The following is a 17,624-nucleotide window of genomic DNA, read 5'->3' on the forward strand; positions in this document are numbered from 1 at the left end:
TTACATAGCTTTTGCTTTCTTGTTTGGTTTAATAAAAGAAGTATCGTAACCAGAAAAACGTTTCATATAAGTATAAACCGTTGTTCCAAAACCATCGGCAAAATTATTTAAGCCGTAACTTCTTAAGTACTTTTTCACACTTCCAGGTCCTGCTAAATGAGCTGCTGCTAAAATTCCAGATTCAGTAACAACAACACCATTAATTCGTTTTCCAACAAAATTTCTGATGTCTCGTCTTAAAATCCATTTGTTTCTTTCAGCATTAGCTATAAAAGCTTTTTCCTGAAGTTTTGGGTCATTTAAAAACTCATTAAGATTATTAATCCCTATAAGTTTTAAAGTTTCCTTTCCAAATTGGTATTTACCTAAGTAACCAAAGGTATTTACACAAGCATAATCGCCTCTTGATTCTTTAAAAGCCACAGCTTCTTTAAAACCAACAAAAGATTTACCTAAATAAGGTGAGAAAACTTCGTTTGATGCTATAAGATCTCTGTCTTTAGCAACGTCTGGACTAACCGTATAGTTTAAATCCAGTCCTTTTGTAGAATACTTACTCAAGTCTACTGTTTCATCAGATGTAAACGAAACACACAATAACATACATATTGTAAGCCCGAGGGTAAAATAACTTGCAATATTCTTTACCATAGTTCTAAATTTTTTCAGCATAGATTACAAAAACTATGCCTTGAAATTTGAGCGTGCAAAATTATAAAAAATTCTAATAACTTCAAAACTACTCGTTTAAATACTCTTTTTAATAGTAGAATAGATGAAAAACACACTTTTTGTTACTTATTTCTAAGGTAGGAAAGGGCATTTTTATCATACTAAAAATGCTAAAAACAGATCTTAACAGGGGAGAATTTGTTTTAATTTTTTTCAAATTTACATCAAAACTTAAATAGAATTGACGTTTTCTATTATAACTTGTTAACAACTGATTGTCAATATCTTCTATTCCTTTAAGCATACCTTCGGCTCCATAGCCTACGGCAACATTTAGCCACTTAGGGATTTTTGTTTCTTTTAAAAAAGAATGAAGGTTAACGCTTAGCCAATACGTTTGTCCGTTATAATCTTTTAAAACTTCTTCTAAAAGGCCTTCTCCTAACTTTTCGGGGTTTTGAGACGCGTATTTTGTTTGGTGAAATGAGTACTTAACGTCAATTCGCTGTTCATTCCATAGTAATTCTTGACTAATATAGAGTCCTGTTCCCGTTGCATTAGCTAAAACATCGCCCCAAGAAAATCCCCATTCTTTAGAGAAACCATCTAACACTTCTACAGCAGTTAAAAACCCAAACCCTAATGTGGCACCATATAATAATTGATCTTTTTTACAAACACCACTCCAATCTAATACATTGGCTCCTACTCTTCCTAATTGATAAGAAGTAAATACATGCCCCATTTTATCCATCTGCAACCACTCATTATTATCATTTAGCGTATGAAACTTAGAACGGTCATAGTCTGAATACCACAATTGGTTTAATCCTATTAATGACATTGACGCTAAAGCAGTTTCAGAAATAACAACTAAATTGCGTCTAGACTTGTTTAAAGTGTCACTTGGTGTTAAAAAAGTATCTAATTTAGATTGAGAAAATGATACTGTTGATGCAAAAACAGCTAAAAAAAGATATATAAAACTAAGCCATTTCACTATTTATTAATTCCTTGTGAAGATAAATACCGTTGATATGCTCTAGCATTTACATTATGTTGCGCCAACGTTTTAGCAAATTTATGGTAACCAATACGTTTAGCATCTGCTGCAAAATATAGATACTTGTGCTTTTCGTAATTTAAAACAGCATCAATAGCAGATATATCTGGCATTGCTATAAGTCCTGGTGGCAAACCAGCATTTTTATAGGTATTGTATGGTGACTCTATTTCTTTATGAACATTTAGCACACGCTTAATAACCGTATTTTTATATTTTGGTAATTGATACGCGGCAAATTTAAGGGTTGGGTCTGCTTGTAGTGGCATACCAATTTTTAACCTATTTATGTAAACACCTGCAATTCTTGGCTGTTCAGAAGGCTGCTTAGATTCCTCATAAACAATAGATGCCAATGTCATTACTTCATCTTGAGATAACCCAAGTGCTTTTGCCTTATTTAATCGCGATTGATTCCAAAAACGATTATACTCTTTTAGCATGCGGTCTCTAAAAGCTTCTGCAGACGTATTCCAGAAAAATTCATAACTATTAGGTAAATACATACCTAAAGCCGTTTCGTTTTTAAAATTATTTTTAGCGTAAAATGTTTCGTCTTTCATGGCATTTAATAGCGAAACACTATCTGCTTCTATTTGCAATGCTATTCTACCAGCAAGTTTTTCTAATGAGTTCTGGTTATTAAAAGACACTTTTACAGGAACGTTTTTACTTCTTATAGAGTTAATAATATCATTATTACTCATGCCTTTTTTTATAACAAACTTACCAGCTTTTACATTACTTATATATTTTTTTTGTTTAGCTAAGGCATCAAACTTATTGATGTTTTTTAGTAAGGGTTTTAATTGTTTTCTAACATCTTGATAGGTATCGGTAGATTTTACATAAATATAAGCTTCATCATTATTAAAAGCCGTATTGGGCACCATCATTGCAGAATAAATATAGTATGCCAAATAAGCTGCAACCGCTAGCCCAATTAAAGCAATAGCCCAAAGAATTTTTTTAATGTACATATTAATTATTTATAAGCTGAAATAAATATTCGTTTTTATATGAATTATTAACGTAGTTCCAGTCTTTTTTAAGCCCTACTTGTTTAAAGCCTTCATTTTTAAAAAGCTTTATGCTAACTTCATTCTCTTCTGAAATGTTGCAATACAATTGGTGCAACCCTAAATGTGTAAAACAATAAGAAACTAGTAGTTTTAAAGCTTCAGAACCATACCCTTTTCCTCTAGCCTCGGTATCTTTTATTAAAATACCTATTCCGGCTCTACTGTTTTTAAAATCGAAATCAAAAATATCAATCATTCCTAAAGGCGCATCATTATAATTTGAAATTACCAACCTAAGTTGTTTCACCTCATAAATATCTTTATGTGCGTTTTCTAAATATTGTTTTATTATAAATTTTGAAAATGGTGTTTGAGTATTGCTAACCTCCCATATAGATTCGTCATTTTCAACCGCATGAACAAACTCTAAATCTTCTGGCTCTAAAGCACGTAGGTAAATATTTTTTCCTTTTAACGTAATCATACAGTTCCTTTAAACACTAATTTTGCAGGACCAATAAGCCATACGTTTTTATAAGCTCTATTTACAACATCAAAAGTAACTTTTAGTTCACCTCCTTGCACTTTTAACGTTATGGTGTTATCTTTTGTTTGTTTTGTTGCATTCATAGCTATTGCTACAGCAGTTACTCCAGTACCGCACGATAATGTTTCATCTTCAACACCGCGTTCATAGGTTCTAACCAAAAACGTATCATCTGATATCTTCTTAACAAAATTTACATTAGTACCAACATCATTATAGGGCGCTCCATAGCGAATTTTGGCTCCTTTTTCTTTAATATTAAAAGTATCTATATGGTCTTCAAACTGCACATGATGTGGCGAACCGGTATCTAAAAACACATGACTGTCATATTTATTAACCTCATCAACATCTTGCATTTGTAACTTTACAATATCATCATCAATGTAGGCATGATGTAAACCATCAATAGCTTCAAAAGTAGCTTTGTTTTTTATAATTCCTAAATCTCTAGCAAACGCCACTAAACAACGCCCTCCATTACCACACATGGTACTTTCGTTTCCGTCAGAATTGTAATAAACCATTTTAAAATCGTACTCATCATGGTTTTCTAGTAAAATAAGACCATCTGCACCTATGCCAAAACGTCTGTCGCATAAGAAAGCAACACGTTTGGTATTATTTTTGTCGAATTTTTGTTGACGATTATCAATCATCACAAAATCGTTTCCTGTTCCTTGATATTTATAAAATTCTTGTTGCATAATATGGCACAAATATATGAATATAAAACCGTTTTATTGATTGTTAAGTTGGCGTTAAAGTTGGCGTTAAAAAACAGTTAAATGAAAATATTAAACTAATAAATATTTAATTTTAATCGTTCATTAAATAAAACTTAATACTGAAAAATTATGAAGAAGATTTTATCGTTAGTACTGATTTCGGCCTTAGGTGGTGTTTTAACACTAGGAGGATATAAATTATTTTTAGAAGAGGAAAACACGGTAGTTGTAGATAATAATACACAAACAACCCCTACGTTTTTACCAACAAGTAATATAAACACCTTATATAACACTACCGAAGCACCAGATTTTGTTGAAGCTGCAGAAAACACAGTTCATGCAGTAGTACATGTAAAAAACTTATCTATGAGTTCTGGACAAATGACTTTTGAAGATTTCTTTTTTGGAAGAAGTTCTCAGCGTCCGCAAGTAGGCACAGGTTCTGGAGTTATTGTTAATGCAGATGGGTATATTATTACTAATAACCATGTTATTAAAAATGCCCAAGAATTATCAGTTACCTTAAATAACAACAAAACTTATGAAGCTGAATTAGTTGGAGCAGATTCTAAAACAGATATTGCGCTTTTAAAAATTGATGCCGACGAAGATTTGCCTTTTGTTACTTTTGGAGATTCTGATAATGCCAAAGTAGGCGAATGGGTTTTAGCTGTTGGTAATCCGTTTAATTTAACCTCAACAGTTACCGCTGGAATTATTAGCGCAAAGGCTAGAGATCTATCTGGCAACAGTTCACAATCTTTCATTCAAACCGATGCCGCTGTAAACCCCGGTAATTCTGGTGGTGCTCTTGTTAATACTAATGGTGAACTTATTGGTATTAATACAGCTATAACATCTCAAACAGGATCATACATTGGATACTCCTTTGCTGTTCCTAGCAATATTGCTAGAAAAGTAATTGAAGACATTATGGAGTATGGTAATGTTCAAAACGGTATTTTAGGAATTAGAGGCGGTACACTTAATAGTAAAGCTTCTGAAGAATTAGGCGTTAATGATACTGAAGGTGTTTATATAGCAGAAGTTGTTGAAGATTCTGGAGCTGATAGAGCTGGTTTAAAAGAAGGTGATATTATTAAGAAAATAAATAATATTAAAATTTCTAAATTTTCAGATTTAACAGGTCAAATAAGCTCTAAAAGGCCAAATGATGTTGTTAATGTAACCTACTCTAGAGACGGAAAATTATACACCACACCTGTTACTTTGCTAAAAAATGAAACTTATACCATGCCTTTGGTTGGAGAAGTTAAAAATGCAAAAGAAAAAGATTTGAAAAAACTTAAGGCAGAACATGGTGTAAAAATTATTAAACTAGATGATAAATACGCCGATTATTGGAAAAATAACGGTGTAGAAGAAGGAAGCATTATAACATCAATTAACGGAGTAAAAGTAAATTCTGTTGATGATGTTCAAAATGCACTAAAAAACAAATCAGAATACGAATCGTTGAGAATAGAACTAATTAATTCTCGTGGAGAAAAAGAACGATTCAATTTTAGATAATTAATATAAAACATTTAAAACACGCCAATAACCTCTTTAAAATTAAAGAGGTTATTTTTTTATGTAAACACACTACGAAAACGTTTGAAATATGATAATTTTGCTAAAACTAAACATACAACTAAAACTATTTAAGCATGAATTTTAACAAAACTTATGAAAAAGAATTAGCCTTTCAAGCAGACCGTAGAAGAGCCACTGTAGAGTTTATTAAAACTGTAAACGACTTATGGTATGACAAATCTATAGAACTAGTGCTTTTTAGAAATCAGCTAATAGATAGAACCGTAAGTCAAATATTAAATTTACATGAATACGCAGGTAAATTTGTGCAAAAACCTATTTCTATTTTTGATTCTGTAGAAATTGCCAGAGCTATAAAAACTCTAGATATTCCACCAGCAAAACTTGATATTGGTAAACTAACTTATGAATTTCATTTAGACGAAAACAAACATGCAAACGCCACTGCTTTTGTTGCAAGAAAACTTAAAGATGCTAATAAAAGCAATGGTATTGAGCCCAAAGACGTAGTACTATATGGTTTTGGTAGAATTGGCAGATTAGTAGCCAGAGAATTAATGGCTAGAACCGGAAAAGGCAGTCAATTACGCCTAAGAGCTATTGTTACTCGAGGTGAAATTAATGAAACCATTCTTGAAAAAAGAGCAGCTTTACTCCGCAATGACTCTGTACACGGAGATTTTCCAGGAACCGTTTTAGTTGATACTAAAAATAGCGCCTTAATTATTAATGGCACTACGGTTAAAATAATTTCATCTAATGCTCCAGAGGATATAGATTATACTAAATTTGATATTAAAAAAGCTTTAGTTATTGATAATACAGGCGCTTTTAGAGATAAACAATCGTTGAGTAGACATTTAAAAGCAAAAGGTATTGATAAAGTATTATTAACTGCACCAGGAAAGGAAATACCAAACATTGTTCATGGTGTAAACCATAATGAGTATAACCCAGACAAAACCAAAATATTTTCGGCTGCTTCTTGTACTACTAATGCCATTACACCTGTTTTAAAAGCTATTGAAGATTCTTTTGGTATAAAATCGGGGCATTTAGAAACCATTCACGCATACACAAACGACCAGAATTTGGTTGATAATTTTCATAAAAAATACCGAAGAGGACGTGCTGCTGCTCTAAATATGGTAATTACAGAAACCGGTGCTGGTAATGCCGTTGCAAAAGCATTACCTAGTTTAAAAGGCAAACTAACCTCTAACGCCATTCGTGTTCCGGTTCCTAACGGTTCATTAGCTATTTTAAATTTAGAACTTGAGAAAAAAACCTCATTAAATGGCATTAATACTGTTTTAAAAAAATATGCTTTAGAAGGTGATTTAGTTGAGCAAATTAAGTATGAATTAAGTGATGAATTAGTATCAACTGATATTGTTGGTAGTTCTGCTCCATCTATCTATGATAGTAAAGCAACTATTGTTAGACCAGACGGTAAAAATGCTATTTTATATATTTGGTATGATAATGAATATGGATATAGTCATCAAGTTGTAAGGCTTGCAAAATATATTTCTAAAGTAAGACGTTATACCTACTATTAAAATGTAACATCTGAGATTTAATTTTAAACGTATATACTGAAGCTTCATTATAAGTGGCTATATAATTTATTTTTTTAACTTCGTAAACCAAATACAACCATTTAAACCCAAAATAAATGAATTCGATTAAGCAATCTACTTTTATATTTCTTTTTTTATTAGTTTCATTAACATCCTTGAATGCTCAGGAAACCCAACAAACTCAATCTATTAATGACGGCTCTATAAATGATAAGTTTGAATTTGTTTTAAGAAAATCTGGAAATTTTAAAGGCACCAACGGACTACCTTATGAAGCTGTTAAACGTAGTATGCTACTTAGTTTACAAAAACAAACCAACGACTCTATAAATACTTTAAAGAGTAAATTATCAAAGTCAAATACCACGATAATAAATCAGAACAAAGAAATTAATGATTTAAAAAGTAATTTATCTAAAACACAAGCCACTTTAGATAACATAAACAAAGAAAAAGATAGTATGGCTTTGTTTGGAATGCAAATGAGTAAAACAGGGTATAATATGCTTATGTGGACTATTATAGCTGCTTTACTAGCTTTACTAATTTTCTTTATTTATAAGTTTAAAAATAGCAATGCTATTACTAAACAAGCAAAACAAAACTTAGCTGAAATTGAAGAAGAGTTTGATGAACACAGAAGAGTTGCTTTAGAAAGAGAACAAAAAGTAAGACGTCAATTACAAGACGAAATTAATAAGCAAAAAGGCGCTTAATTACAATTTATTTACAAAAAAGCCGAAAAGGCATCATCTCATAAACTATATAAGTTTTAAAATCTCAGGTTAAAAATTAATCTGAGATTTTTTTATTCATTAATTTTAAATTTTACACTTATAAAACCAGAATACTTAAAAATGATCTATGCCAATTCATAATTAGGGCATTATTTTAAACCAATTTTTAACTATATTTAAAAAAAGGGTTCAACTTTAAAAAAGTTAAACCCTCGATATATTTTGTTTACACACTTTACGGGATAGTGTCTTTTATAAATTATTTCTTAACAGTAACTACAATTTGTGTTGCTCCCTTTAAAGAAGCAAACGGACTTTCTGTACAACCAGTAAATAAATGATTTGGTGTTGCTGTAGATTGAAACCTAACTCTTTCAAAAGCATGATACACTCCTTCTGATGTTAATTCTCTACTTTCAGGAGTCCAAGATTCGCTCCTTCCAATTACTGAAGGTGTTGTACGATGACTATATTCTATAATTGTTGCTTGATAACTAATAGCATCTTCTATAGCTCCTACTTTAAATACCACATAAGAGCCACAACCTGTATAAAGATCACCAACTTCTGGCCCCCAAGATATATACTCTGCGGGAACAACAAAATATAGTTTCTCTTCATTGTTTTTAATATTTACTTCTGCAGATATTTCATCATATAGTTCATAACCACTATTGGGTTCTGATTTTAATTTGCCATAAATATGAGCGCTTATACTTTCAACACCATGTTCAACATCTTCATCTAAAGCTTTGTAGTTTATCACATTACTATTATAGGTTGTTATTGTTTTATCGCCGCCTGAAAATGTTCCGTAAACACCAGAGGTTCTCCATACAATTTTATAATCTAACTGTGGGTTGTTAGTAATATCTTCTGTATAATCTGGTCTTAAAATCTTTAAATTTAAACTAGAATTTCCATTAATTGTAGCTCCATCTGGAAGTATTTGGTATTTATACGAAAGTACTTTCATTGCTATAGTATCACTTCCTACTAAATCTAAATTAGCTCCCTGCTTAACATATACTTTGGTAATTAAAGTTTCTTCTGCATTTTCTGGTAAATCATCATCATTTATTTCAGATAAATAATATACTTCTTTATCACTACTTTGAAAACTAGATCCTTCATGTCCTTTAGTATCAAATATTTTACCATAAGTTCCTGTTACCTCCCAATCATAAACATAAACCTCTCCACTAGCTAATGATTTATTCTTTACAATTGCCTCAATATATGTTTTAATATACGGAAAGGCTATAGGTTCTTGTGGTTCTAGGGTAACTGGGTCTTGCTTTGCTTTTACATCCCATTCTTCTAAATAGTTACTTTTTGCTGTACCAGCTATTATAGTTAAATAATCTGATAATTTTAAAATTCTATCTGTCCACTCTAAATAATTATTGAGTCCTTTAAATTTATTTACTATTTCTTGTGAGTCTTTTAAAATGGCAAGATTATTACCATTTGAAATACTTATTTTATAGTTTAATAAACCATCTCTAAATGCATCAATTAAATCGTCTTTTAACTCTCCAATTGCATTACCATAAAATGATTCAAAGAAACTTGAAACTGCGGTTTTATAATCTCCTTTTTTAAGAGCATCAGACGTTGCTGGCACAGAATTAACAATGGTGTTTAATATGTTTGTGAAATGTTCAAAATGTTTTTCATTTACCCCATCAAGTAGTTCTGCTTCACCAACAAGATCCATAAAAGCAGGTAAAATATAATCTAAAGCTAAGGTTTCATAAATAACTTCATCTAGTTTTTCTCTTTCTGTAGAGGTAAACTCTTTTTCATTTACAATAGCATAGGCAGGACCTACAACTCTTACTTTATAATTAGCATATTCTTCATGCGCTTCTAAATTTAGTTCTAACGGCTCAGTCTCTGTTCTGTAAAACTCTACACCAACACCACTTGCCCAATCTCCTATAACACCTAAAAACTCTCTTTTTGCTTTAATAGGTTTTATTTCAATATCTTTTACTGCAGCTGCATTAGTTGAAACAATATCTGAAATTATAACTTGTTTATTGCCCTCATATGGTTGTACCTCGGTTTTATATAAAAAAGCGTGAGCCCTCCTTCTAAAATCGTTAGCAATTTTTATATTCAAGCCAGTATCTTCAAATACTTGAATACCACTTCTAACATCATTAGCATCAACTAAAACACTTCGCATTGCCATGTTTTCAATGTCATCATTTCTAATAAGCTCTAGTTTTTCTTCAAACCAAACAAAGAATTCATTTGAATTTAAAAAGTTTGTATTGTTTTTAAAAGCTTCTTCAAACTCATTTACAGTAACCTCAAAATCTTTTAATGATGACGATTGTTTAAAATATTCATCCTTTACTGGTTCATTCAAAAAATAAGTACCTAAACCATAATAATATAAAGCTTCAATTGTTGACGCTACAGATATTTCAGAATTACCCTCATGTATAAACCCAATTAAAACAGGTTTTTTTTCTTGGTTTACTAAAATAGCTAGAGACCGATTTTCAGGAATATGTGGTATTGACACTTTACCCTCATTAGAAATACTTGTGTCTTCTAAATTTGAAATAACAGTTAACTCTTGGGTGGTTATATTAGCACCATCAGGAAGAATAACATTAATTTCGGTATACGTTAAATCTTCATTTAAATCTTGAGTTTCGTCATTATCTACACTATCATCTTTTTTGCAGGAGGATATAATAATGAGTAAAAAGAAAGAAAACGTTAAAAGGAGTTTGTTAGTTAATACTAGATTTTTCATAATTTATTTTATTATCATTTAATCTAGTATCGGTATTCTATTAAAATGTCATCAAATATTTTAAAATTTTTGATTTAAATAAAACACCGTTAATGGTGAAAAAAGAAAATGGGTAATTTTATTTCATAATCACGTTGCTGTATTTTGCATTAACCACAATACTTTTTCCGTTACTTAAATTTCCTGTTGAAAAAGTTGATGTATTATCATTCTCTTTTTTTGGGTGACTTATACGTGATCTATTTCCTTTATACTGCAAATTATAATTCACTTTTGGTAACGCTATAAAGGCATCACAGTTTTGAATAATAACATTTAAATTGGTAAAATTATCATCTATTCTTAAAATATTTAAATCTCCTATATTACCATCTATAATAGCATTTCCTAACAAGTTATCTATAGTAACGTTAGATGAATTAGAGTTTAAAACAAGATGTTTTACATTATTTAACTCTACCGTTTTTGCGTAATGTAAATTTAGTTCTCCTAAATTCCAATTAGTTACATACACTGGTGAATATGAAGCATTAATGGAAGTTAAACCTCCATTAATGCTATTAGCAGTTAGTTTAGTATACGCTAAGTTTGCTTTTAAATTATCAATATTTGATGCAAATTCAATTTCGCCATGTCTTACATTTACCTTTAACTTCGCGTCTTTGGGCATTTTAATTTTTATAGTTTTTTTTACTTTAGAATTGGTTTCTTTATTAACTAATTTTTCAATTAAAATCTTTCTTTCTTTTGCTAATTTTTCGCGCTTTTCTTTTTCTATTTCACGCTTTTCTAAGAGTTTTTCTCTCATAGCCTCGTGTTTTTCAAGTGCCTTTTCTCTTTTTTCTTGTTGTTTTTCTAGTTGTTCTGCTTGCCTTTCCATTTGTTCTGCAAAACGTTCTCCCCAAGCTTCCATGCGCTCTTCAAACGCTTTACTGTCCCAATTTTCCTCAAAACTTTTAGCCCATTCTTCCATTTTTTTTCCGTACTTCTCTCCCCATTCTTTTTCAAATTTTTCTCCCCAGGCTTCCATTCTTTTAGCATAGTCTTCGCCATAAGTAGATTCAAATTGTTTGGTGTATTCTTCTAAATATTTTTCGCCATCTTTTTTATAGGCTTCATAATCAAACTGAAAACTTTTTACATTTTCTGGCAAAGGAGGTAATTCTGGCATTTCAGGGATTTCGGGTAACTCAGGAACTTTTGGTATTTGAGGATTCAAATTGAAACTTACATCTGGGATTTCTGCCAATTCAAATTTCAATTCTCTTACTATAGCATTAACGGCATCATCATCATGTGGTGTGGTTCTATATACCCAATTGGCATTTCCAGAACTTCTAGCATTAATTACAACTTCATTACTAGAAGCATCTACATCTATATTCCAATTTTTTAAAGCGTCTTTTAGTGCTTCACTGCTTAAATTTTCACCTTCAACATAGGCTTCAATTTCAACAGTGTTTTTATTCCAGGTATCAAAAACAATATGGCAATAGCTAGTATTTAAATCTATTGTAACATCTTTATCTACTTTTATAGATTGTGATACTTTGGTTTGTTTCTGTGCAACTAAACTACTAACGGTAAAAAAGGTTGCTATTAGTAATTTAAATTTTATAAGTGATTTGTTCATTTTTTGATTTTTAGATTGATTGTTTAACACCTTCTGTTCTTATTTCAGAAGATGTTAATTCTTTTAATTGAGATTTTAAACGATATAATAAGTTTAAACGCAATTTTAAATTATCAATTAAGGCATTAACGGTTAGCTCACTTGGTCCAGATTCTGTTAACTCTAAAGACAATCTTTTATACTCTTTATCTAATTCTGCTAATTGTTCTATGTAACCATCAAAAAGGTCTTTAGTTTCTGGTGTGTATTTAATTTTAGAGAGTTCTAAATTAATACTTGCCAAATAATAGTCTTCTACCTTTTTTAAACCTGGTGATATGTCTCCTAAAGTTTTGGTTTCAATAGTATTGTTTGCAATAGTTTCTATTGGTTTTTCAATATTATTTTTGGTAAAGTACTTGTAACCTCCAAAACTTAAACCAATAAGCACTACTATGCTTGCCGCTATTTGCAACCAACCAAAACTTAATTTTTTGGTTTCTGGAAATGCTTCATCTAACTTTTTAATAAAACGTTCCTGATGGTTTTTAGGCATCTTTTCATTTGTTATTTTATCATTTTTAAATAACTCTCTAATATCTTGCGCCATGAGTTTTATGTTTTAATAGTTCTTGTAGTTTTACTTTTCCTCTAGATAATTGCGTTCTAGATGCCACTTCAGAAATATTTAAAATTTCTGATATTTCTTGATGATCATAGCCCTCTATTAAATACAACATAATTACATATTGATATTTATCTGGTAACTTGTTAATGGCTTCTTTTACATCATGTATTGTAATGGCATCATCTACTAACCATTTGTCGTTAACGGGAGTATCAATTACTTTTAGATGCACCTCTTCTAATTCAACAAGTTGTTGTTTTTTAGATTTTAAAAAGTCTATACTCTTATTAACTACAATACGTTTTAACCAAGCACCAAAAGTAACTTCTGCTTTATATTGATTTAGCTTAGAAAAAGCTTTAATAAAAGCCTCTTGCACTACATCTTCAGCATCATTAGCATCTTTTAAAAACCTTTTAGCTACAACATACATACCATGGCAGTACTGGTTGTATAACTGCAATTGAGCTTTTCGGTTGTTTTGTTTACATTGTTCAATAATGTCAACTTTAAACATACTAATGTTTCTTTTGGTCTAAGTTAGTTCGTTTTAAAAGACGATAAAAAAATTGAAGTGTTGCAAAAAATTAAATTTTTCTTAAATAAATATTAAAACCGGTTAATTAAACGTTAGGTTGTTAGTAATTATAAGTTTTTAAAGTATATTTATGTCGAAAAAAAAAGCTCTCTATGAACGCCTTCTTAAAACGTGTATTAATTTTACTTTCTATAATAGCTCTAGGGCTATTTTTATATTCTGTTTTTGTTGAAAATATTTTTGAAAAACGCCTGAGTCCTAAAGATACTGTAAAATTTGAGTTGAATGATTTAGAACTTAACGTTTTCTATAACAGACCTTACAAAAAAGGCAGAGAAATTTTTGGTGGCCTTGTACCTTATAATAAAGTTTGGAGAACAGGAGCAAATGAAGCTACAACATTTGAAACCAATAAAACACTTAAAATTAACAACATGGTTTTACCTGTTGGTAAATATACGCTATGGACTGTACCTAAAGATTCTACGTGGACAGTAATGTTTAACTCTAAACAGTACGAATGGGGTGTAGACTCTGAAATGAATCCAATGTGGGATCCTAATTATGATGTTATAAATGTTGAAGTTCCAGTTCAAAAACTAGAAACTGTAGTGGAGCAATTTACCATAGCTTTTGATAATTCTACCGATAATTTATTTTTAACCATGGCTTGGGATGATGTTAAAATTGCTATTCCCCTAAAAAGTTAAATACATTAGATTTTTGAATTGCTTATCTTAGTAGAAACATTTGCAAACTGGTGGCAAAATCAAAAAAAACAGCACTACAAAAAACAGATGGTGTTTCTATTTCAGAAATCACCAATAAAGATTCTATAAAAAAACTCAATAAAAAAAGGCATGCTAATATTAATACTGATGCCTTAGTTACTTCAATTTTAAACAAAGACATTGCTGCTTTAAGTAGAGCCATAACCTTAGTTGAAAGCAAAAACCCAAAACACTTAAACAAAGCCAATACTATTATAGAAGCCTGTTTACCTCATGCTAATAAATCTGTTAGAATTGGTATTACGGGGGTGCCTGGTGTTGGTAAAAGTACGTTTATAGAAACCTTTGGGAAACACTTAACAAGCTTAGGAAAACGTGTAGCTGTATTAGCTATAGACCCCAGTAGTTCTGTTACAAAAGGAAGTATTTTGGGAGACAAAACACGTATGGAAGCTTTGGTTAGAGATAAAAATGCTTATATACGTCCGTCTGCCTCTGGTGATTCTTTAGGAGGGGTTGCCAGAAAAACAAGAGAAACCATTACCCTCTGTGAAGCGGCAGGTTTTGATGTTATTATTATTGAAACTGTTGGTGTTGGTCAAAGTGAAACCACTGTACATAGTATGGTAGATTTCTTTTTATTATTAAAACTTGCTGGTGCTGGTGATGAATTACAAGGTATTAAACGTGGTATTATTGAAATGGCTGATGCTATTGCCATTAACAAAGCCGATGGTACTAATTTAAAAGCAGCAAAACTAGCAAAAACTGAATTTGCCAGAGCACTTCACCTCTACCCTAAAAAAGCATCAAACTGGCAACCAAAAGTTACTGTTTGTAGTGCTATTGAAAATAGAGGTATTGATAATATTTGGAATATTATTTCTGATTATGTTGAAACAACTACAAAAAACAATTATTTTATTGCAAAGCGAAATGAGCAAAATAAATACTGGCTTATTCAAACAATTGAACAACAATTAAAAGCAGTTTTTTTTAATAACCCTAAAATTAAAGCGGAATTACAAAAACAATTGAAACTTATTGAAAACAATAAAACAACGCCTTTTGTTGCCGCAGATTATTTGTTAAAATTAAACACTTAAGTAGTTACGTAACGTTTCAATAAAAATTTAGATAATTTATAAAAGATAAACCCGGAGATAGCTCCAAAAGTTAAACCACAAAAAATATCTGTTGGATAATGTACTCCCACATAAATTCTACTATAAGCAACTACAGCGCTCCAAAACAATAGAATGAAAATAGCATTTTTATAATATGGCCTAAGTAATAAACCTGCAAAAACCGCAGCAGCCATAGAGTTTGATGAATGCCCTGAAAAGAACCCATATTTACCACAACGTACTGCTATAAAGCGCATTTGGTCTAATACTCTGCAGGGTCTAGGTCTTTCAAAACCTCGTTTAAACACGTTTGTTATTTGATCTGTAAATGTTATCATTAGGGCTACAACAATTACAAAAACTAATAATGATTTTAATCCATATTTTTTATACAGTAAAAATAGCAGTAATCCGTATAGCGGAATGAATGTAAGTTTATCTGTAATAATTAACCAAAGCCAATCCCAACTTTCTGTCCCTAAATTATTTAAGTATAGAAACAACTCTGTATCATACTTTAAAATTTCCTCTAACATAAAAATAACATTAAAATACTATTCATCATATTTTTCAATTTCTTTATCATAAAACTCGGTAGCTAACTTGATAGCATTTTGAGTTTCTGTTTCAAGTTCTTTTTGGTCTTCGGCATCAAAATCTTCAAACCACTCAACCTCATCATTTTCTAGATTGATTATAAATCTAGGAAATTCTGTATGAATTACATAAATAGCATTTGGATAATCTGTATTATCACCAAGTATAAATTTGGGTAAGGACATAATTTTTATTCTTTGGTCAAAATTAATCTTTTAGTTAAATAATTAAATCTAATATACAACAAAATAGCTGCTGTTGATAAACCTGATAATAAACCTAACCATATACCAAAACTACCATAAACTTCAGATTTTCCTAAAAACCAACTAACAGGAAATCCTACTAACCAATAAGATACAAATGTAATAATGGTTGGTATTTTAACATCTTGCAAACCACGTAAAGCCCCTAAAACAATAACCTGAATACTATCACTTACCTGAAAAATAGCTGCTGCTACTAGTAATTTAGAAGCTATACCAACTACTTCGGTATTATCTACTAAGTTTTCAACATCACTAAAATCTACATACAACTTGGGTAAATAATTATGAAAAATTAAGAACAAAAAGGCAAAACAAAAGGCTAATACCACACCCAATAAAAATATTGAAAAGGCAATCCGCCTAAGCTCAACATAGTTTTTAAGCCCTTTTTGGTTTCCTACTCTTATCATTGAGGCTACACTTAACCCTGTAGCAACCATAAACGTCATAGATGATAAATTTAATGCTATTTGATTTGCCGCTTGTGGATTTTTACCTAGTAAACCACTAAGCCAAATAGCCGCTGTAAAAATAGCAACCTCAAAAAACATTTGCATTGCACTTGGTGCTGCTAGGTTTATTATTTTTTTAATGACTAATTTATCAAGAACAAAAAACTTTAGATTAGTAACATAAGCTTTAGATTTTTCTTTTCCTTTTAAAAGATACCATAAATAACCAACCATAACAAACCTAGAAATTAATGTTCCATAAGCTGCCCCAACAATGCCCAATACTGGAAATCCAAATTTACCAAAAATGAGCACATAGTTTAATACTACATTTATAACATTGGCTAAAAGTGTAGCATACATAGGGTATTTGGTCATAGAAAGCCCATCACTAAATTGTTTAAAAGCCTGAAAAACAATTAAAGGGATTAATGAAAATGCCACTAAATCTAAATACGGAATTGCCAACTCTACAACCTCTTGTGGTTGTTTCATTAAATACATTAGCGGTTTTGAAAAAAATAGTATTAAAAATAAAAATACTCCTAAAACAGTACACAAAAAAAGACCATTTTTGAATGAAGACTTTCCTTTAGAAAAGTTTTGTTCTGCATCGGCTTCAGCTATTAAAGGTGTTATGGCTGTTGAAAAACCAATTCCTAAAGACATGGCTATAAACATAAAACTATTCCCTAATGATACTGCAGCAAGTTCAGCAGTTCCTAACTGCCCTACCATGATATTGTCTACAAAACTAACAAAGGTATGCCCCAGCATACCTAACATAACTGGTGCTGCTAATTGCCAATTGTACTTAAATTCTTTTGTATAGTTTTTTAATTGCATTTTGCAAAAGTACTCTTTAGCTTTTGCATTAGCCAACTTTAAGATTTAGATTAAAAATATATGTTATTAACATATGTTAATAAGTTAAATATTGTTTCATATATTCAAATAATTATTTTTCTTACATTTGCTCGCC

At 30.7% G+C, this 17,624-nt stretch carries 17 protein-coding genes; 5 read left to right on the plus strand and 12 right to left on the minus strand.

Going from position 1 to position 17,624, the window contains the following annotated elements; translation table 11 throughout:
- The 5 genes from BWZ22_RS00135 to dapF form a co-directional block, all read right to left on the minus strand.
- Entirely contained in the window at positions 1-651 is a 651-nt protein-coding gene (locus tag BWZ22_RS00135) for a peptidoglycan-binding protein LysM (RefSeq protein ID WP_076702192.1), read from the minus strand.
- Between the two features lie 109 nt (positions 652-760).
- Positions 761-1,672 carry a DUF2279 domain-containing protein gene (locus BWZ22_RS00140; protein WP_076696966.1) on the minus strand — a complete coding sequence of 304 codons (912 nt, stop codon included), beginning with the start codon at positions 1,670-1,672 and terminating at the stop codon, positions 761-763.
- Complete coding sequence (gene mltG / locus BWZ22_RS00145; protein ID WP_076696968.1) at positions 1,672-2,715, minus strand: endolytic transglycosylase MltG; 1,044 nt, start codon at positions 2,713-2,715, stop codon at positions 1,672-1,674. Before mltG ends, BWZ22_RS00140 begins: the two co-directional genes overlap by 1 nt.
- A 1-nt stretch (position 2,716) precedes the next feature.
- Positions 2,717-3,241: a GNAT family N-acetyltransferase gene (locus tag BWZ22_RS00150; RefSeq protein ID WP_076696970.1), complete on the minus strand. Its 525-nt coding sequence runs from the start codon at positions 3,239-3,241 to the stop codon at positions 2,717-2,719.
- Positions 3,238-4,011 carry a diaminopimelate epimerase gene (gene dapF / locus BWZ22_RS00155; RefSeq protein ID WP_076696972.1) on the minus strand — a complete coding sequence of 258 codons (774 nt, stop codon included), beginning with the start codon at positions 4,009-4,011 and terminating at the stop codon, positions 3,238-3,240. The genes BWZ22_RS00150 and dapF overlap by 4 nt, the downstream gene beginning before the upstream one ends.
- A 150-nt stretch (positions 4,012-4,161) precedes the next feature.
- Between dapF and BWZ22_RS00160 the strand changes: the two genes are divergently transcribed.
- The 3 genes from BWZ22_RS00160 to BWZ22_RS00170 all read left to right on the plus strand — a co-directional run bounded on the left by BWZ22_RS00160 (position 4,162) and on the right by BWZ22_RS00170 (position 7,891).
- Positions 4,162-5,568: a Do family serine endopeptidase gene (locus BWZ22_RS00160; protein ID WP_076696974.1), complete on the plus strand. Its 1,407-nt coding sequence runs from the start codon at positions 4,162-4,164 to the stop codon at positions 5,566-5,568.
- A gap of 137 nt (positions 5,569-5,705) precedes the next feature.
- Entirely contained in the window at positions 5,706-7,154 is a 1,449-nt protein-coding gene (locus BWZ22_RS00165) for a glyceraldehyde-3-phosphate dehydrogenase (RefSeq protein ID WP_076696976.1), read from the plus strand.
- A gap of 116 nt (positions 7,155-7,270) precedes the next feature.
- The gene (locus BWZ22_RS00170; protein WP_076696978.1) at positions 7,271-7,891 is read left to right on the plus strand and encodes a tRNA (guanine-N1)-methyltransferase; all 621 of its coding nucleotides are present in this window, start codon (positions 7,271-7,273) and stop codon (positions 7,889-7,891) included.
- A 280-nt stretch (positions 7,892-8,171) separates the two neighbouring features.
- On the opposite strand, the gene BWZ22_RS00175 is transcribed toward BWZ22_RS00170, so the two are convergent.
- The 4 genes from BWZ22_RS00175 to BWZ22_RS00190 all read right to left on the minus strand — a co-directional run bounded on the left by BWZ22_RS00175 (position 8,172) and on the right by BWZ22_RS00190 (position 13,445).
- Entirely contained in the window at positions 8,172-10,688 is a 2,517-nt protein-coding gene (locus tag BWZ22_RS00175) for a hypothetical protein (protein ID WP_076696980.1), read from the minus strand.
- 118 nt (positions 10,689-10,806) lie between these two features.
- A complete protein-coding gene (locus BWZ22_RS00180) occupies positions 10,807-12,321 on the minus strand; it encodes a hypothetical protein (RefSeq protein ID WP_157607867.1) in 1,515 nt (504 codons plus the stop codon).
- A 10-nt stretch (positions 12,322-12,331) separates the two neighbouring features.
- Positions 12,332-12,910 (minus strand): hypothetical protein, encoded by a 579-nt coding sequence (locus BWZ22_RS00185; protein ID WP_076696983.1) that lies wholly within the window; start codon positions 12,908-12,910, stop codon positions 12,332-12,334.
- The gene (locus BWZ22_RS00190) at positions 12,894-13,445 is read right to left on the minus strand and encodes an RNA polymerase sigma factor (RefSeq protein WP_076696986.1); all 552 of its coding nucleotides are present in this window, start codon (positions 13,443-13,445) and stop codon (positions 12,894-12,896) included. Before BWZ22_RS00190 ends, BWZ22_RS00185 begins: the two co-directional genes overlap by 17 nt.
- Before the next feature lie 173 nt (positions 13,446-13,618).
- Between BWZ22_RS00190 and BWZ22_RS00195 the strand changes: the two genes are divergently transcribed.
- The gene (locus BWZ22_RS00195; RefSeq protein WP_076696987.1) at positions 13,619-14,176 is read left to right on the plus strand and encodes a DUF2911 domain-containing protein; all 558 of its coding nucleotides are present in this window, start codon (positions 13,619-13,621) and stop codon (positions 14,174-14,176) included.
- A 50-nt stretch (positions 14,177-14,226) separates the two neighbouring features.
- On the plus strand, positions 14,227-15,303 hold the full coding sequence (gene meaB, locus BWZ22_RS00200; RefSeq protein ID WP_076696990.1) for a methylmalonyl Co-A mutase-associated GTPase MeaB: 1,077 nt from the start codon (positions 14,227-14,229) through the stop codon (positions 15,301-15,303).
- Here the strand turns inward: meaB and BWZ22_RS00205 are convergent.
- The 3 genes from BWZ22_RS00205 to BWZ22_RS00215 are packed head-to-tail and all read right to left on the minus strand — an operon-like array spanning position 15,300 to position 17,488.
- Positions 15,300-15,860 (minus strand): phosphatase PAP2 family protein, encoded by a 561-nt coding sequence (locus tag BWZ22_RS00205; protein WP_076696992.1) that lies wholly within the window; start codon positions 15,858-15,860, stop codon positions 15,300-15,302. The two genes, meaB and BWZ22_RS00205, sit on opposite strands and share 4 nt — an antisense overlap.
- An 18-nt stretch (positions 15,861-15,878) precedes the next feature.
- Complete coding sequence (locus BWZ22_RS00210; protein ID WP_076696994.1) at positions 15,879-16,106, minus strand: hypothetical protein; 228 nt, start codon at positions 16,104-16,106, stop codon at positions 15,879-15,881.
- Positions 16,107-16,111: 5 nt separating this feature from the next.
- A complete protein-coding gene (locus tag BWZ22_RS00215) occupies positions 16,112-17,488 on the minus strand; it encodes an MATE family efflux transporter (RefSeq protein WP_076696997.1) in 1,377 nt (458 codons plus the stop codon).
- Between the last annotated feature and the right edge of the window lie 136 nt (positions 17,489-17,624).

The organism is Seonamhaeicola sp. S2-3, from assembly GCF_001971785.1.
GTDB lineage: Bacteria > Bacteroidota > Bacteroidia > Flavobacteriales > Flavobacteriaceae > Seonamhaeicola.

Bases quoted from the DNA above. Each gene is read 5' to 3' on its own strand.
- BWZ22_RS00195 (WP_076696987.1), top strand. From the start codon at position 13,619: ATGAACGCCTTCTTAAAACGTGTATTAATTTTACTTTCTATAATAGCT.
- BWZ22_RS00170 (WP_076696978.1), top strand. From the start codon at position 7,271: ATGAATTCGATTAAGCAATCTACTTTTATATTTCTTTTTTTATTAGTT.
- BWZ22_RS00160 (WP_076696974.1), top strand. From the start codon at position 4,162: ATGAAGAAGATTTTATCGTTAGTACTGATTTCGGCCTTAGGTGGTGTT.
- BWZ22_RS00150 (WP_076696970.1), bottom strand. From the start codon at position 3,241: ATGATTACGTTAAAAGGAAAAAATATTTACCTACGTGCTTTAGAGCCA.
- mltG (WP_076696968.1), bottom strand. From the start codon at position 2,715: ATGTACATTAAAAAAATTCTTTGGGCTATTGCTTTAATTGGGCTAGCG.
- BWZ22_RS00135 (WP_076702192.1), bottom strand. From the start codon at position 651: ATGGTAAAGAATATTGCAAGTTATTTTACCCTCGGGCTTACAATATGT.
- BWZ22_RS00180 (WP_157607867.1), bottom strand. From the start codon at position 12,321: ATGAACAAATCACTTATAAAATTTAAATTACTAATAGCAACCTTTTTT.
- BWZ22_RS00205 (WP_076696992.1), bottom strand. From the start codon at position 15,860: ATGTTAGAGGAAATTTTAAAGTATGATACAGAGTTGTTTCTATACTTA.
- BWZ22_RS00175 (WP_076696980.1), bottom strand. From the start codon at position 10,688: ATGAAAAATCTAGTATTAACTAACAAACTCCTTTTAACGTTTTCTTTC.
- BWZ22_RS00165 (WP_076696976.1), top strand. From the start codon at position 5,706: ATGAATTTTAACAAAACTTATGAAAAAGAATTAGCCTTTCAAGCAGAC.
- BWZ22_RS00185 (WP_076696983.1), bottom strand. From the start codon at position 12,910: ATGGCGCAAGATATTAGAGAGTTATTTAAAAATGATAAAATAACAAAT.
- dapF (WP_076696972.1), bottom strand. From the start codon at position 4,011: ATGCAACAAGAATTTTATAAATATCAAGGAACAGGAAACGATTTTGTG.
- BWZ22_RS00210 (WP_076696994.1), bottom strand. From the start codon at position 16,106: ATGTCCTTACCCAAATTTATACTTGGTGATAATACAGATTATCCAAAT.
- BWZ22_RS00190 (WP_076696986.1), bottom strand. From the start codon at position 13,445: ATGTTTAAAGTTGACATTATTGAACAATGTAAACAAAACAACCGAAAA.
- BWZ22_RS00215 (WP_076696997.1), bottom strand. From the start codon at position 17,488: ATGCAATTAAAAAACTATACAAAAGAATTTAAGTACAATTGGCAATTA.